Here is a 14,313-nt window from a genome sequence, read left to right on the forward strand (position 1 = left end):
TTGATTAGGACTTACGCACTGGTTGGCAGAAGGGCGGGAATAAGCGGCTTTTGCAGGAGTTGGCGTAGGTAGGGTGCCCATTGCCGCTGGTGGGCTTGATAGACCGTCTGAGCCGTCTGGCGCGCAAATTGGCGCAGCGACACCCACGCCAGGTAACAGCAGGTGAGGTGGTTGCGCTGGGCCTGGGCCTTGCGGCACTGGCATTTCTCGGAACCCGTGAGTTGCTTGAAGCTGCGGTGAAACTCCTCCACCTGCCAGCGCACCTGCACCGCGTCAATGACCATTTCCCGCGTCAAATGCGCGGCCAAGTGATTGGTGACCACCCACTCACTGCTGCCGTCTGTGGCAACCAGCTTGAATAAGCGCACCGCAAACGGCACTTCCTGTAGTCGCACCTGGGCCCCCGCACTCCAGCCCTGGGCAGGCGGTTCGAGCGTGTCCAGGGCCTGATAGCCCGTCTCTTTGCTGACACTCACCAAGCGGTTGCTTTTCAGGGTGGTGAAAAAGGTCCAGCCGGCGCGGTGAATCAGTTTCAGATTGGCACTGCCCGCATACCAGCAGTCGAAGAGCAGGGTGCGGGCCTGAATGATTCCTTCGGCCACGACCTGGCGGAACATGGCCTGGAAATGGTCGTTTTTAGTTAACTGGTCCTGCTCGGGGGCATAGATGCGGAAGTCGAGGGGCAGAAAATCGCCCGTCTCCCCGCTGCTATGCACCAGGTTGACCAGCCCGATGCCCGTGACCATGCTGTGCGCGTTGCCCGAGTACTGGCGCTTGGCGACCTCAATGAAGCGGCTGTAGCGCTTGTCCTGTACGCTGTCATCGACCAGCAAAAAGGCCTCGGGCGAATCGGTCAGCAGCGGCAGGACCAGGGCGCGCAACTGCGCGGCAGAAAAGGTGCTATCGCGCAAAAACCGGTTCACCTGGTCGTGGCTGACCTCGGGCAAATGGGCCGCCAAATGCGTCCCCGTGTAGTTACGGGGCGTACTGAGTAGAAAATTGATATACTTGGCTTGCGTCAACATAAGTACGGGCGTTTAGCTCAAGATACAAGGTGCTGCGTAAGTCCTAAGTAAGAAATGACGCCATCATGGGAAAAGATTTTTTTGGAGAAGCAAATCGTTTTGCGCGTGAGCCGCTTAAGGAGGGTGCGCAAGGTGAGATGTTTGCGTTCCAAGCGTTGGAGTTGCGTTTTATCTTCTATCCGCTCGTCGGCTGGTAGCTGGTCGACATAGGCCCACCAGGCATCGGTGATCCAGAGCGAGACGGCTAGACCCGCCTCGCCGAGTTGTTGGCGCAAGCGCTCGAACGTGGCATGGGTGCGACGGCCGAAGACAAACGTGACGCTCTGTCCCGTCGCCACGTCCTCGACCCACCAGAGCCAGCGTTGCTGGGCTTTCGAGCCCATATAGGACCCCATTTCATGCATTTGAGCAGCAACAACCCGCTGCATCGGACGGACTTTCGAGCCCACATAGGACCCCATTTCATCGGCATACAGGCGCAAGGAATGCGGCGCGTCGGCCGGCGCGCCCTGCTAGGCTGGATGTAGAGCAGGCAGTTGCTTTACTTGGTCGATCTTTTTTTAGCGGCGCCATCACCGTTTGCGGGCTAATGCCCAACACGCGTGCCGTATCGCGGATGCCGCTGCCGTTGAGCACCAACTGTTCTATCTTGTCGTCCGTGCCGACCTGACGAGCGACATGGTGATACGCCAGCAGAAAGCGGTGGCGGTAACGGGTGCAGCGGTAGCCCTGCCGACCATCGGCGGTACGGCCATGCCGATACACGGCCTCCGGCTGGTGGCAGTGGGGGCAAATAACAGCTTCGTAAACCATCCGCCAAGATAACTATTTCTACTTAGCTAACACACGACCACTACTTGGAATAATTTCTAAACATAAAGTTAGTTATACGCGCGAGCTTGGAATTGGAATAAGTGTGGTTTTCGCCTCCCTGGACGGGGTGCTGCCGGCGTGGTACTTTAGCGGGGGACTAGGCTTATTTTGGGTGTAGTTTTTGGTAAAGCTGCTCCAAGCGTGTAAATCCGCCCTCTTGCAAGAAAGTCCTTCAAGCACGCTTTAGCAAAGCAGTGTTACTACTTTTCTTTAAGACGAAGGACGGGCAGCGCTGGCTGCGGCAGTAGGCGTGTACGCTGGGTTTCTTACCCTTGCGCTATCCTGAATCTCCCCGCTCCCCATCTCCCTATCTTCTTCCTGAAAACGATGAAACAGCTTTTTTTACTAGTAACGCTGGCTTTGACGGCGAGTGGCGTGGGCGCGGCTCGGGCTCAGGGCGTACGGTTCGGCCTGAAGGCAGGGCCCTCCTATACGAATGTCGTGGGCCAGCACGTCGAAGGGGCCGCGTATAAGTGGGGCTTTCACGGCGGCGTACTCGTCAACTTCAAGTTAAGCGACCGGTTTTCACTCCAGCCCGAAGTGCTGTACTCCCAGAAAGGAACCAAGGGCGTCGACAACAGTACCCGCATCAGGTTGAACTACGTGGATTTGCCGGTGCTCCTGCGAGTGGCCACCGGCCCCGGGGGCTTGTTTGTCGAAATCGGTCCGCAACTTGGGTATCTGGCCGGGTCCAGGGCCAGCGTAGAAGACCGCACGCCGCTGGCGCGCGTCTCGTCCGACTTTGCCGGCAGTTACCCCCACTTCGACGTGGGTTACGCCACGGGCTTCGGCTATCAACTGGCCAATGGGCTGGGCATCGGCCTGCGTTATAATGGCGGACTCAAGCACGTTCTCAAAGGGGCTACAGCCGACGATACGGCCCGGAACAGTGCGTTTCAACTGTATCTGTCCGCGCTGGTTGGCCGGAGCCAGTAAGCAGCTGTTTGCGTTAGCGGGGTGTTGTTGAATTTACATCTTGCAAACGGTCGTGGCTGTTGCAGAACTCTTATACCCGCTCGATAGGTGGGCACATTTAGTGCAGAGACGTGCAAAAAGCAGCTTCAACCCAGGTTTGTAGCGCTGTTTTCGTTGCTGATAACAGTGTGGGAGCTACTAGGCTGAGTTCTGCAACAGCCACGGTCGTTTACAGTATGTAAAGTGGGTTATACCCCCGACCTCGGAAAAGTGGTAGGTTTGGCCTCAGAAATAAGTGTATTCTTTTTTTAGCACTTTAACTGACTTCTATACAATGACCAAGACTCCGCCTTGTCAATTAGTAGTCTACGGTGAAACCACCGGTGGACCGGTTTGCATCTGCGCGTTAGAGGCCGCAAACCAATGGCAAGGAACTGAGCAGGAGGGAAGTCTTTATTGGGACGTGACGGATAAGATGGGAATGGTTACCTTCTTCGGATACAGTCCTGAATACGCCTTCTTCAACTCTGAAACAGGCAATTTTGCCCTTTTCAGATCAGTCGATGCATTGGTGCTAGTCGAAATAGTTTCTATTGAAGAAGAAGCGACTATGCCCTGGAAGGGAATTGAGTTCGACATCCGACCTCAGACTCATTTACCAATACACTTGCAAGGACTTACCTGCTTCTTCGACTCGAGCATCTCAATTCAAGGGAATATCCTCCCACAGGAGTCAATCTATGATATTGGGCAAGGCAATGCCTGGAATACGGTGGTGTTAGAATGCGACTACCAAACCGTGTGCGAAGTGAGTTTTCAATCAGATACCATCCATTTAGAGGGCGTTTTTTTTTCTAAAACGACGATTTCTAGCACGTAAGGCCAGCTACATTCCTACCCCACCACCGCGGCTGTGTTGCTGCCCGGCCTGGTGTATGCGCTGCTGGGCCACCTGGCGCTGCGCCTCCTGCTCCAGTTGCGGTGTTGAGTTCCTTTACCAGCCTATAGAGGCCTTGGTTAAAAGTTTGGCCCAAAAGTTAAACAGGCAGGATGGTTGTCTGCTCCTAGTTGAAGGCCAGCAGGTTACCGAGCAGGTAAGCGACAAGCTTTAAATTAAACCTCTAAAAACTCGCCTACTGCGCCAGCTGCTCGTCGAGCAGTCGGAACGGGCTCAGGCGGTCGAGGCGCAACACGAAGCGGATGCGGTCGGTAAAGTCCTTGCGGCTGCTGGGCAGGGTATTCTCGTACTGCGTGCCGGCCACGGGCAGGTAAATTTGCAGCACATCTTTGAGCAGCGGCCCCGCAAATTCGAGCAGCGGCACCGAGAAGCCGGCGTCGTAGTAGGTGTTGTGGCTTTTGCCGCCCACCACGAAGCTTTCGCGCGTAGCGCCGAAGTCGGCAAATACGGCCACTGGCACCACCGGCACGTCAACTTGCAGGTTGAGCGTGCTCAGCCAGTTATTAGTGAACACGGGCATAAACGCCTTGAAGGCGCCGTCGCGGTCATCGGTCTGGTGTTGCTGGGCCGCGAGCGTGGGCGACATTTGCTGGCGGTCCAGAAAAGCGGTTTGCCGGCGGTAGTCGGGGCTGCCGCTTAGGCCCAGGAAGAAGTCATGATTTGCACGGGTTTGCAGAAAGCTACCGCCAAACAAGCGCACCTGCACCCGTTTGTTACGCGAGTAGAACTGATGAAACGAAACCGCTCCGCGCAACAGGGTGGCCGGGGCGTCGTTTTCCATTTCGCTGGTGCGGGCGGCCATGTGGTTGAGGTCCACTTGCCAGTTCCATTCCCGCAGTGCGTTGCCAAGGCGGCCGCGGTAGTCGGCCGTCACGATGTTTAGGTCGCGTAGCTTGTCTTGTATGCTGACGGCCGTGCCCGACAGCGTGAGCCGATGCTGGGGACGGTCGAAGGCCGAGTGGGGCAGCACTAGGCTCACGCGCGGCTCCAGCTTCAGGTAGCGCTCGAAGCGCTGCACGGTGGCGCCCACTTCTACCTGGCGCACCCTGCTGGCGGGCAGTACATTAAGGTGCAGCGAGGCGATGCCGTTCACTTCGTTGCGGGTGAAGCTGTACAGGGGCATGGCTAGGTATTGGAGGCGCTTGGGCACCAACGGGCTGTTGTAGAATGCGGCGCCCAGCATGAACTTGTCGGAAGTATTGGCGCCCAGCACGGGGAGCCAGTTGATGGTGGCCTGGTCCCAGCGCTCGATGCTGGCAAAGGGCCGCAGGCGCAGGGGCTCGAGGCGAGGCGCCCGGCTGTCCAGCTTCAGCCGGTCGTCGCGGCGGTTGAGTTGCGGGGTAATGTAGCCAGCGTCCACCACCAGGGCCGCCACGCCCGCGCGCCGGAAGTTGAGCTGCGAAGGAGCTTCTTCCTCGGCGCCGGCGTCGGTGTTGCCGATGGGCGTTGTCCAGCGCGTTTCCAGCACCTTGCCGTTGGCGTCGAGCGACGACACCGGCACGGCCCACGGCACCGGCGAGTCGGTGCGCACACGCACCTTCACCACATCTTCATACGGCAGCGTGGCGCTCAGGTCGGCGTTGTAGCGGTGCGTGCCGGTGAGCATGTCGTTGAAAAACCAGCCCAGCTTCTGCCCGGTGCTTTCCTCAAACGAGGCCTGCATGTCTTCGGGGTGTGGGTGCCGGAATTTCCAACGCTCGTAGTAGGCATTCATGGCGCGGTCAAACGGCTCCTGGCCCAGATAGCCGGCCAGGTAATGGAGCAGCGAAGCCGGTTTTTGGTACGTCATCAACTCGTAGTTCCGCTTGCCAAACTCCGCCGAGGTGGGACCCTGCACGGGCTGGTCGAGGCCACGGCTGGCCAGGGCCTGGTAAGCTACCTGTTCCGAAGACGTCAGGGGCAGGCCTTCCACTTGGTTGCGTATGGCGCGTGCGGCGATGGACGAGCCGCCGAAAGGGTTGGCTTTGGTGCTATCGAGGGCGGCAACGCGCTTTTCGACGTAGCTGTTCACACCTTCGTCCATCCACGGGAAGTCCCGCTCGTTGCTGCCCAGAATGCCGTAAAACCAGTTGTGCCCTACCTCGTGCACGATGGCCTCGGGCTTGGTCACGGTTACCATGGGGTATTCCATGCTACCACCGACGCTCGAGGTACCTTCGACAGCTGTGGCGGACGAGTACGGGTATTCGCCCACCCATTTGGAGTAGTACGTTAGCGCGTCGTTCACGTCCTGCAGGCCTTTTATCCAGCGTTCGGCCTCTCGGTTGGTAAATAGTACCCACGAGGTAACGGCCCGGCCCGAAGGCAGCGTCACGGCGCTTTTCAGCACATGAAAACGCTTGTCGGCAAACCAGGCGAAGTCGTGCACCCGGTCCTGCTTGTAGCGCAGCGTTTTGGTAAAGGCGGCCGACGCCGGAAAGGTCAGGTCGTTGCCGAAGTCAGCTTGGGTGGTTTTCTTCGCCGTTTCGGCCACCAGGCCTTCCAGGCGGGCTATTTCATCGGGGTTCTGCAGCTCGCCGGTGGCGCCCACCGTGTAGTTGGCCGGCAGCGTAATGCGCACGTCGAACGAGCCAAACTCCGCGTAGAATTCGCCCTGGTCGAGGTAGGGCATCGGATGCCAGCCGCGGCGGTCCAGCACGGCGGGTTTGGGGTACCACTGCGTTATCTGGTAGCTTTGGCCCACGTGCCGCATGCGCGAAAACGAGCCGGGCAGCTTCACCCGAAACGGCGTGCTGATGGCCGCCGTGGCGCCGGCCGCCAGCGGCTTGGGCAGCAGCAGCTTGGCCACGTCAGGGTTGTGGGGGTCGAATTCGAGCGTGGCCGCCTGCCCGTCCACTTTAAAATCGAGCCCGTCGATAAAGCCGCGCTGCCCGGCCGGGGCAAACGCAAACGCGCGGTTGCCGTTGCGCAGCTGCTGGCGGGCAAAGGCCGTGCTGTTGTCGCGGTAGGCATTGGGCCACAGATGAAACCAGATGAAGGTCAGCGCCTGGGGCGAGTTATTGGTATACTGCAACTCCTCGCGGCCCGTCAGCTCGTGCTTCCGGTCGTCAAGGGCCACGTCAATGGTGTAGTTTACTTCCTGCTGGAAGTAGGCCGCGGGCGCCGGCGTAGCGCGCTGGGCAAAAGCAGCTGCCGGCACCAACGCCAAGCAGCAAACCGTAATCAAGTGTTTCATTCGGATAGTTTTCTGTCAACTACTGTTGCAAGCTTTTCAGCGCTCCGCGTAACGTGCTCTACTGATTTTTGAGCCAGTTTGAGCGCCTAGTTAGAGGGGTTTTCCATGCGCATTTTCTCGCTCTCGATGCCCGTACGGCGCGTTCTAACGGGTTTAACTTTCTGATTGCCGAAACGGTAGCTGAAATTCAGGCGCACGAAGCGGGTCTCCATCTTAGTGAGGTCATAGGCCTGCAACTCTTCGGCCCGCGTATTGAAGCGGTTTTCCTGCAGGTTGAAAGGGTCAAAGACACTCAGGGTGAGGGTTGCTTTGTCTTTCAATACCGGCTTAGATACCGCAATGCTACCGTTGTACTGGGCCTTGAATGAGTAGGACCCATAGGTAAGCGGCGTCCGGTAAAAGAGGGTAATTTCTGCCCTTATGTCGTGCGGAAAATTCAGTGTGTTGCTGCTACTGGCCATTACCCCCACACTCGATTGGTTTAGCAAGGGTCTGCTCGGCGAGTAGAACCGCACGTAGGTCGCGCCCACATTATTCACCGAGGTCAACACGCCGCCGAGCAGCTGCTTGGTCAGGCTCACGTTGACATCCACCGACGTACCCCGGCTCAGGTTTTCTTCGGCCATGGTGACGATGTTGGTAGCTGGGTCGCGGCTTAATACCTCCGCCAGGACATTCGTGTGGCGGCCGTAGCTCAGCGACGTAGCCACCGCGTTGTTGTAGCTGTGCGAGGCCGAGAAATTGTGCGAGAAGGAGGGCCTGATGCCGGGGTTGCCCTGGTAATAGAAGTACGGGCTAACGTACGTCAGGAAGGGGTTGACGATGTCGAAGCGGAACCGGTCAATCTTGCGCTGGTAGCTGAAATTCCACTGCTGCTTCTCCGAGTGTGTGTAGTCCAGCGACACGCTCGGGAATAGATTGAAGTAGTCGCGCTTATTGATTTGATTGAGCGTTAACGATTCGCCTTCGCTGTAGGTATGCTCGGCCCGGAGCCCCAGCTGTACGCCTATTTTCTTGCTCACCTTCTGGCGCAGCGTGGCGTAGCCCGCGTTGATGTGCTCCCGGTACACAAAGTGGTTGGTGCGCCGCGCGTCGTTGAGCCAGGTGCCGCCTTCGCCCAGGTTTTCCCAGTTGATATCGTTGTCGGTGACGGTACGCAGGGACTTCAAACCCGCTTCCAGCGCGGTGGCCTTGCCGAAAGAGCGCGTGTAGTCGGCCGTGAAAGAAGCCACTGAGTTGCGGGCTGGCGAGTAGGTGCGCAGGGCACCCGCTGAGGCCTGACCAGTCAGCAGGTCGAAGCCGTCGTTGCGGTACTGTTCGTCGAAGCGCTTGTTGAAGCTGAGGTAGTCGGCGTTGAGCTTTAGCTCGCCGCCGGCCGAATCCAGCAGGGTGCGGTAGTACAAGCTCACCGTCGGGTTGATTCCCCGGCCGGTGCCGTCGGTTTGCAGCAGGTTGGTCGAGCTGGGTGGTCTATTCAAGCCGGCCACCGACGAGCCGGTATTGCCGTCCCGGTCTCGGGCGCTGGCTATCCCCCGAATCTGCAAGCCTACCGAGCTACGTTTGGTCAGGTCATACTCCACGTTGAAGCGGGCCGTTAGGCTGTTGCGCTCGGTCACGTCGTAGCTCTCCTCGTCAACGCGGGTTTCCTGGTTTAGCACGCGGTTGCTGGTCAGACGCCGGTACTGCTTGGTGCGCTGGTAATCGAGGCCCCCAAACATGTTCAGCTTATCGCGGCGGTGGCTCAAGGTCAAGCCGCTGTTGTAGCGGGCAAAGCGGCCGGCACCGGCGCCGGCACTCACGGTGCCGTTGGTCCCGAAGGCGCTGTTTTTCTTGGTAATGATGTTGATGACGGCTCCCCCGTTGGCATCGTACTTAGCCGAGGGGTTGGCCACTACCTCCACTTTGTCCAGGGTGCTGCTCGGCAGCGAAGCGAGCAGTTCCGTTAAATCGTTGCCGCTAAGGTTGGTCACTTTGCCGTCGATGAGCACCAGGGCCGTCTTGCCCCGCACCTCGTAGCGGCCGCCTCGCTCCACCACCCCCGGGGCCCGGGACAATACTTCGGAAGCGTTGCCGCCTTGAGCAATGGGGCTTTCGGCGACGTTGAGCACCACCTTGTCGGCGTACATTTCAATAAAGGGCTTGTTGCCAATGATGGTCACGCCGGCCAGCATTTTCTTATCCGGTGCGAGCAGCACGGCCGCAGCTACCGGACCGGCAGCTTCGCCTACCGCCACCGCCACCGGCTCTGACTTCCTGTAGCCCAGGTATTGCCCGGCCAGCAGGTAAGCGCCGGCGGCAACGCCATCGAAGCGGAACGCGCCTTGCTCGTTGCTGACGGTGCTCAGCACGGCCGCGCCCTCGACGGCGGGCTTCAGCACCACCGTGGCGAAGGCCAGCGGCTGGCGGGTGAGGCTATCGGCGACGGTGCCCGTGACGGCGCTGCTTTGCTTGATGGCCTGGGTAGCCGGGGTGGTTTGGGCCATGGCGAGGGGAGCAGCGGCAACCACAGTACCGGCGAAAAGCAGGGAGCGGAGGACGTTTTTCATGGTATCGGGGAGGTGGAGATTTGGTGGATAGCCAGCCGCTGGCCGACTGGGAACGACACAAAGCAACAGCGCCATTTTCCCGATAAAAAGCTTTATTAGACCAGCCCCGGGCCGAAAACGACCAATGTTGACCGCCCATTTTTTCGTCGAAGAAAACCACCCCTTCGTCGAAAATCAGGCCCGGAAGCCGGCCAAAAACGCCCAACTTGCCCCCATGTTCAACGCTCCTGCCGGCGCCCCCGCCGACCGACCCAGCCGCTTTCCGCTCGCCTTCGAGCTCCTGATTTGGACCCTTTATGTAGGCGTGTTCAAATACAGTCATTACCTGGAGCAAAGTCCTCCGGCGCCCCGCCCGTACTTGTACGACAGCGGGTTTCCCTATCCCCAGCTGATTCTATTCGCGCTGCTCGCCTCGCTGTATATCCTGCCCTATTACCGCTGGCTGTTGCCCACGCTGCTGCGGCAGCGGCGCTACGGGCTGCTGGCCGGGGGCTCGTTGCTGTATTTGTGGTGGGGCATTAAGCTGAACACCTTTCTGGCGGCCGCCCTGTTCGAGCCCATCGCGGTGCCGCCCGTCCTGGCCGCATTGTACCAGAAGCTCTACCGCACCGACCTGCGGCTGCTCTTCAGCTACGGCAACCCCCACATTCAACTGCTGCTTTTCGACATTCTGGCCTTCGGCAGCGTGGCCTTCGTGCGCCTGGCCTTCGAGCAAGAATACCGCCGCCGCCAAACCGAGCGCAACCACGCGGCCCTGCAACTCGAACAGCTCAAAAGCCAGCTCCAGCCTCATTTTCTCTTCAACACCCTCAACAGCATCTACGGCCTGAGCTTGGCCGGCTCGCCCGAAACGCCCCGCTTTATCCTACTGCTCTCGGAGCTGATGCGCTACGTGCTATACGACAGCGGCAAGGAGTACATTGCCTTGCCCGAGGAAGTCACGTTCCTGGAAAACTACTTCGAAATGGAGCAGCGCAAGTACGCCGGGGCCCGCATCTCGCTGCGCACCGAGGGCCTGGACCAAGCCTCCCGTTTGCAAGTGCCGCCCCTGCTGCTGCTGCCGCTGGTGGAAAACGCCTTCAAGCACGGTCGCCACCACTTCTCCGACGATGCCAGCGTCGACGCCGTCCTGACCGTGTTGCCCGGCCAGGTGCGCTTCGTCATCGAAAACGACCTGCTGCCCGCGCCTGCCCCCGCCCCGGCCCACCGCAGCGGCGGCATCGGCCTGCAGAACATTCGTCAGCGCCTGCAGCTCTACTACCCCGGCGCCCACGAGATGCGCTTTACCCAGCACGACGGCCGCTACCGCGCCTCGCTTACCTTGCAGGTATGAGCCCGACTTCCGCCCCCGTCCGCTGCCTCATCGTCGACGATGAGCCACTGGCCCATCAGGTCCTGACGCAGTTCATAGCCCAGACGCCCGGCCTCGCCCTCAGCGGCAAGTGCCGCAACGCCATGGAGGCCCACGAGCACCTGCAGCAGCACGCCGTAGACCTCATGTTTCTCGACATCGAGATGCCGCTCATCACCGGCCTCCACTTTCTCAAGAAGCTCAAGCACCCGCCCAAAACCATCCTCACCACCGCCTACCGCGAGTACGCCCTGGAAGGCTTCGAGCTGGCGGTGCTCGACTACCTGCTCAAGCCCTTCAGCTACGAGCGGTTTTTAAAAGCCACTGCCCGCTTCCAGCCCCCCGCCCCCGACGCGGCCGAAGCTCAGTACCTGCTCGTGAAGGACCCGCGCGGCCTGCTCAAGGTGCCCCACCCCGAGGTGCAGTACGTGGAAGGCTGCAAGGATTACGTCAAGATTGTGACGGCCGGCAAAACCCACCTGCTCCACCAAACCATGAAGGAAATGGCCGAGTTGCTCGGCCCGCGCTTCCTGCGCGTGCACCGCTCTTTCATCGTGGCCGCCGCCCACATCAAGCTCCTACAACCCGAGCACCTGATTCTGGCCAATGGGACTTATATTCCCATTGGGAGTTCCTACAAGGCGGAAGTGATGGGGTATTTTAAGAAGTAATTATGGGGTAGTGGGTTCATTCAGGGTGAGCAGCGTACTTTGGTTCATGGTTTACACGCAGCATTTTTGCGCCAAGTGCGCCAGTGAACAAATTCGGCGCAACGGCCACAGCAGCGGGCGGGCCAAGTACCAGTGCAAAGCCTGCGGTCACTAAGGCTATTTCCAGCCAGCGGCCGTGGAAAAAGCGCGGCAGTACGCCCAGGTGGACCAGCTGCTGCTGGAACGCAACTCGTTGCGCAGCATCGCCCGCGCCACGGGCGTGGCGCGCAACACGATTGCCAAACGCGTAAAAAAAGCGGCGGCTTCGGCCCCGCCCCTGCCGCGCCTTCGCCCGAGAAAGGCCCAACGGAAGCGGTGGGAGGCCTTGGAGCTCGATGAGATGTGGACCTTGGTGGGCCGAAAAAAGCGCAAAGTCTGGCTGTGGCTGGTCGTCGAGCGCGCCAGCCGGCGCATCGTGGCCTGGGTGCTGGGTTCGCGGGGCACGGCGACGTTGCAGCGCCTCTGGCAGGCCTTGCCCCGGCGCTACCGCCGCCACACCCAGTATTTTACCGATGCGTGGCGGGCCTACCCGGAGGTCCTGTTGATAAATCAACTACTTCTTGTTTCATTAAGTGGTAGCAGTACCTGAAGCGAAAGCGGAAGGTGCTACGTAGGCTGAGCGTCTGGCTCCCCCTCTTTGTGGGACTTCGCGCTTTAAGCGAACCGGGACGGGGGGAGACCTCCGTTGGGGGGCTTTTTTTAAAACCTAAACCTAATAATTACCCACCGAAAGCATAACCAGTGTGCAGGCTTCCTCCGTCTGAATACCGCGCTCCTGCGCCATGCGCTCCAGCTCAGGGTTCTCGGTGCCGGGGTTGAAGATGATGCGCTTGGGTTTCAAATCCAGGATGTAATCGTACCAGGCAGGCTGGTTTTGCGGTCCTACATAGAGCGTTACGGTGTCTATTTCGGAGTCGGTGGGGCGGTCGGTGTGGATGTCGATGCCGGCAATCTGGCCTTTGCGCAGGCCGACGGGCACTACATCGTGGCCGTGGCGCTTCAAGGAATGAACAGCTTTATAGGCGTAGCGCGCGGGGTTGTCGCTGGCGCCGAGTACGAGGGTCTTTTTCATATGGTGAATGAGTGAATGAGTGAATGGGTGAGTACTTAACGAAAAACAAGAACGACCAGCCATTCACCCATTCACCCATTGAAGTAAGGCCTCCGCGCACCGCTCTCCATCCATGGCCGCCGACACGATGCCGCCCGCAAAGCCCGCGCCTTCTCCGCAGGGAAATAGACCCGTGATTTCGGGATGCTGCAACGTAGCCGGGTCGCGGGGGATGCGCACGGGAGCGGAAGTGCGACTTTCCACACCCACAATCTGGGCTGCATTGGTGGCGTAGTCAGGAATCTTCTGCCCAAAAGCCTTGAAGCCCTGGCGCAAACGGTCCGTGAGGCCGGCGCCGAGCACCTGGCTCATCGGCACCGATACCAAGCCGGGTTGGTAAGAAGTTTCCAGCAGCTCGGGGGAGAGTTTGTCTTTCAAAAAGTCACCGAGGCGCTGGGCTGGGGCTGCCTGAGAATTGCCCCCCAAGGCGCAGGCGCGCTGCTCAATTTCCTGCTGCAAGCGCAAACCGGCCAGAGCCCCGTGGCGCTTTAGGTCCATTTCTTCCAGCTCCACCGCTACCACGATGCCTGAATTGGCAAAGCGCGAGTCGCGGCGGCTCGGTGACATCCCGTTCACGACTACCTCGCCGGGCGCCGTGGCCGCTGGCACAATAAAGCCCCCCGGACACATGCAAAACGAGAAAACGCCCCGCTGCTGCCCGCGCCACTGAGTTTGATGTACCAACGAATACGAAGCGGCCGGCAGCGGGCCCCGGTCCTGGCGGCGGTACTGGGCCTGGTCGATGAGGGCCTGCGGGTGTTCCACGCGCACGCCCAGGGCGAAGGGCTTGGCCTCCACGCGCACGCCACGCCGGTGCAATAGCTCGTAAATGTCGCGGGCCGAGTGGCCGGTAGCCAGAATAACCGCGTCGGCTTCCACGGCTTCGCCGGTAGCCGTGACGACGCCGCGCAGGTGGTTTTTCTCCAGAATCAAATCTTCCACCCGCGTCTCGAAGCGTACTTCGCCGCCAGCCTGGCGGACGGAGTCGCGCAGGGCGGCTACTACCTGGGGCAGCTTGTTGGTGCCGATGTGAGGGTGGGCATCGACCAGAATATCGGGGGTGGCGCCGTGCTGCACCAGCAGCTTCAGGATACGGCCCACGTCGCCGCGCTTGGTAGCGCGAGTGTAAAGCTTGCCATCGGAGTAGGTGCCCGCGCCGCCCTCGCCGAAGCAATAGTTGGAGTCGGGATTGACTACATGGTCTTTGTTAAGGGCCGCCAAGTCGCGGCGGCGCGTGCGTACGTCTTTTCCCCGCTCCAAGACAATGGGCTTGATACCCAACTCGATGGCTCGCAAAGCGGCGAATAAACCTGCCGGCCCGGCCCCCACGATAATAACCGTACGCCGGGCCTGACTTACATCAGAATACTGAAACCAGGGGCCAAAAATGTCAGCGGGCGGGGGCTGAAACCATATATCGGCCCGCAGGCGCACGAGAGGCTGCCGGCCCCGCGCATCGATGGAGCGCTTGCGCAAATGCACAAAATCGGCCTCGCCAGGCTGGGCGCCGACGGCATCGGGCAGAGCGCGGTAGCGGGCAAACTCGTCGTAGGCTACTTCGGGCGGAAGCAGCACTTCTATTTCTTTCTTGTCGAACATGGGGTGAAAGGAAGCTAGCCTTTAAACCGTGAGAATACTTTGCTGGGGGG

At 59.9% G+C, this 14,313-nt stretch carries 13 protein-coding genes; 6 read left to right on the forward strand and 7 right to left on the reverse strand.

The features are described 5' to 3' along the window. Positions 1-11 precede the first annotated feature (11 nt). From MKZ35_RS06140 to MKZ35_RS06150, 3 genes are read right to left on the reverse strand one after another with little or no spacing between them, the layout of a single operon-like run. The gene (locus tag MKZ35_RS06140) at positions 12-1,025 is read right to left on the reverse strand and encodes an IS701 family transposase (RefSeq protein ID WP_482512353.1); all 1,014 of its coding nucleotides are present in this window, start codon (positions 1,023-1,025) and stop codon (positions 12-14) included. A 17-nt stretch (positions 1,026-1,042) separates the two neighbouring features. After that, entirely contained in the window at positions 1,043-1,507 is a 465-nt protein-coding gene (locus MKZ35_RS06145) for an IS1 family transposase (protein WP_482512354.1), read from the reverse strand. Beyond that, on the reverse strand, positions 1,488-1,838 hold the full coding sequence (locus MKZ35_RS06150) for an IS1-like element transposase (RefSeq protein ID WP_482512355.1): 351 nt from the start codon (positions 1,836-1,838) through the stop codon (positions 1,488-1,490). The genes MKZ35_RS06145 and MKZ35_RS06150 overlap by 20 nt, the downstream gene beginning before the upstream one ends. Positions 1,839-2,225: 387 nt before the next feature. Between MKZ35_RS06150 and MKZ35_RS06155 the strand changes: the two genes are divergently transcribed. Beyond that, positions 2,226-2,834 carry a porin family protein gene (locus MKZ35_RS06155; protein ID WP_482512356.1) on the forward strand — a complete coding sequence of 203 codons (609 nt, stop codon included), beginning with the start codon at positions 2,226-2,228 and terminating at the stop codon, positions 2,832-2,834. Positions 2,835-3,147: 313 nt separating this feature from the next. Further along, positions 3,148-3,693, forward strand: a complete 546-nt coding sequence (locus MKZ35_RS06160; protein WP_482512357.1) for a hypothetical protein — start codon at positions 3,148-3,150, stop codon at positions 3,691-3,693. A gap of 253 nt (positions 3,694-3,946) precedes the next feature. Here the strand turns inward: MKZ35_RS06160 and MKZ35_RS06165 are convergent, their stop codons facing one another. Together MKZ35_RS06165 and MKZ35_RS06170 are read right to left on the reverse strand one after the other, a co-directional pair. Next, positions 3,947-6,946, reverse strand: a complete 3,000-nt coding sequence (locus MKZ35_RS06165) for a M1 family metallopeptidase (protein WP_482512358.1) — start codon at positions 6,944-6,946, stop codon at positions 3,947-3,949. Between the two features lie 86 nt (positions 6,947-7,032). After that, positions 7,033-9,492 (reverse strand): TonB-dependent receptor, encoded by a 2,460-nt coding sequence (locus MKZ35_RS06170; RefSeq protein ID WP_482512359.1) that lies wholly within the window; start codon positions 9,490-9,492, stop codon positions 7,033-7,035. 124 nt (positions 9,493-9,616) lie between these two features. Here MKZ35_RS06170 and MKZ35_RS06175 point away from each other — a divergent pair, with 124 nt between their 5' ends. Genes MKZ35_RS06175 through MKZ35_RS06190 form a run of 4 tightly spaced genes read left to right on the forward strand, consistent with a single transcriptional unit; the run spans position 9,617 to position 12,142 of the window. Next, positions 9,617-10,825 (forward strand): sensor histidine kinase, encoded by a 1,209-nt coding sequence (locus MKZ35_RS06175; RefSeq protein ID WP_482512360.1) that lies wholly within the window; start codon positions 9,617-9,619, stop codon positions 10,823-10,825. After that, on the forward strand, positions 10,822-11,514 hold the full coding sequence (locus MKZ35_RS06180) for a LytR/AlgR family response regulator transcription factor (protein WP_482512361.1): 693 nt from the start codon (positions 10,822-10,824) through the stop codon (positions 11,512-11,514). Before MKZ35_RS06175 ends, MKZ35_RS06180 begins: the two co-directional genes overlap by 4 nt. Before the next feature lie 46 nt (positions 11,515-11,560). Further along, positions 11,561-11,668, forward strand: a complete 108-nt coding sequence (locus MKZ35_RS06185; RefSeq protein ID WP_482512362.1) for a transposase-like zinc-binding domain-containing protein — start codon at positions 11,561-11,563, stop codon at positions 11,666-11,668. 21 nt (positions 11,669-11,689) lie between these two features. Beyond that, complete coding sequence (locus MKZ35_RS06190) at positions 11,690-12,142, forward strand: IS1 family transposase (protein ID WP_482512363.1); 453 nt, start codon at positions 11,690-11,692, stop codon at positions 12,140-12,142. A 123-nt stretch (positions 12,143-12,265) separates the two neighbouring features. Here the strand turns inward: MKZ35_RS06190 and MKZ35_RS06195 are convergent, their stop codons facing one another. Continuing rightward, the gene (locus MKZ35_RS06195; RefSeq protein ID WP_482512364.1) at positions 12,266-12,625 is read right to left on the reverse strand and encodes a CoA-binding protein; all 360 of its coding nucleotides are present in this window, start codon (positions 12,623-12,625) and stop codon (positions 12,266-12,268) included. 63 nt (positions 12,626-12,688) lie between these two features. After that, positions 12,689-14,263, reverse strand: a complete 1,575-nt coding sequence (locus MKZ35_RS06200; RefSeq protein ID WP_482512365.1) for an NAD(P)/FAD-dependent oxidoreductase — start codon at positions 14,261-14,263, stop codon at positions 12,689-12,691. Between the last annotated feature and the right edge of the window lie 50 nt (positions 14,264-14,313).

This window comes from Hymenobacter sp. R533113 (assembly GCF_056835965.1).

Excerpts from the sequence above, each read along its gene's own strand:
- MKZ35_RS06155 (WP_482512356.1), top strand. The coding sequence starts at position 2,226 with ATGAAACAGCTTTTTTTACTAGTAACGCTGGCTTTGACGGCGAGTGGC.
- MKZ35_RS06175 (WP_482512360.1), top strand. The coding sequence starts at position 9,617 with ATGTTGACCGCCCATTTTTTCGTCGAAGAAAACCACCCCTTCGTCGAA.
- MKZ35_RS06165 (WP_482512358.1), bottom strand. The coding sequence starts at position 6,946 with ATGAAACACTTGATTACGGTTTGCTGCTTGGCGTTGGTGCCGGCAGCT.
- MKZ35_RS06170 (WP_482512359.1), bottom strand. The coding sequence starts at position 9,492 with ATGAAAAACGTCCTCCGCTCCCTGCTTTTCGCCGGTACTGTGGTTGCC.
- MKZ35_RS06180 (WP_482512361.1), top strand. The coding sequence starts at position 10,822 with ATGAGCCCGACTTCCGCCCCCGTCCGCTGCCTCATCGTCGACGATGAG.
- MKZ35_RS06160 (WP_482512357.1), top strand. The coding sequence starts at position 3,148 with ATGACCAAGACTCCGCCTTGTCAATTAGTAGTCTACGGTGAAACCACC.
- MKZ35_RS06150 (WP_482512355.1), bottom strand. The coding sequence starts at position 1,838 with ATGGTTTACGAAGCTGTTATTTGCCCCCACTGCCACCAGCCGGAGGCC.
- MKZ35_RS06140 (WP_482512353.1), bottom strand. The coding sequence starts at position 1,025 with ATGTTGACGCAAGCCAAGTATATCAATTTTCTACTCAGTACGCCCCGT.
- MKZ35_RS06185 (WP_482512362.1), top strand. The coding sequence starts at position 11,561 with ATGGTTTACACGCAGCATTTTTGCGCCAAGTGCGCCAGTGAACAAATT.
- MKZ35_RS06195 (WP_482512364.1), bottom strand. The coding sequence starts at position 12,625 with ATGAAAAAGACCCTCGTACTCGGCGCCAGCGACAACCCCGCGCGCTAC.
- MKZ35_RS06200 (WP_482512365.1), bottom strand. The coding sequence starts at position 14,263 with ATGTTCGACAAGAAAGAAATAGAAGTGCTGCTTCCGCCCGAAGTAGCC.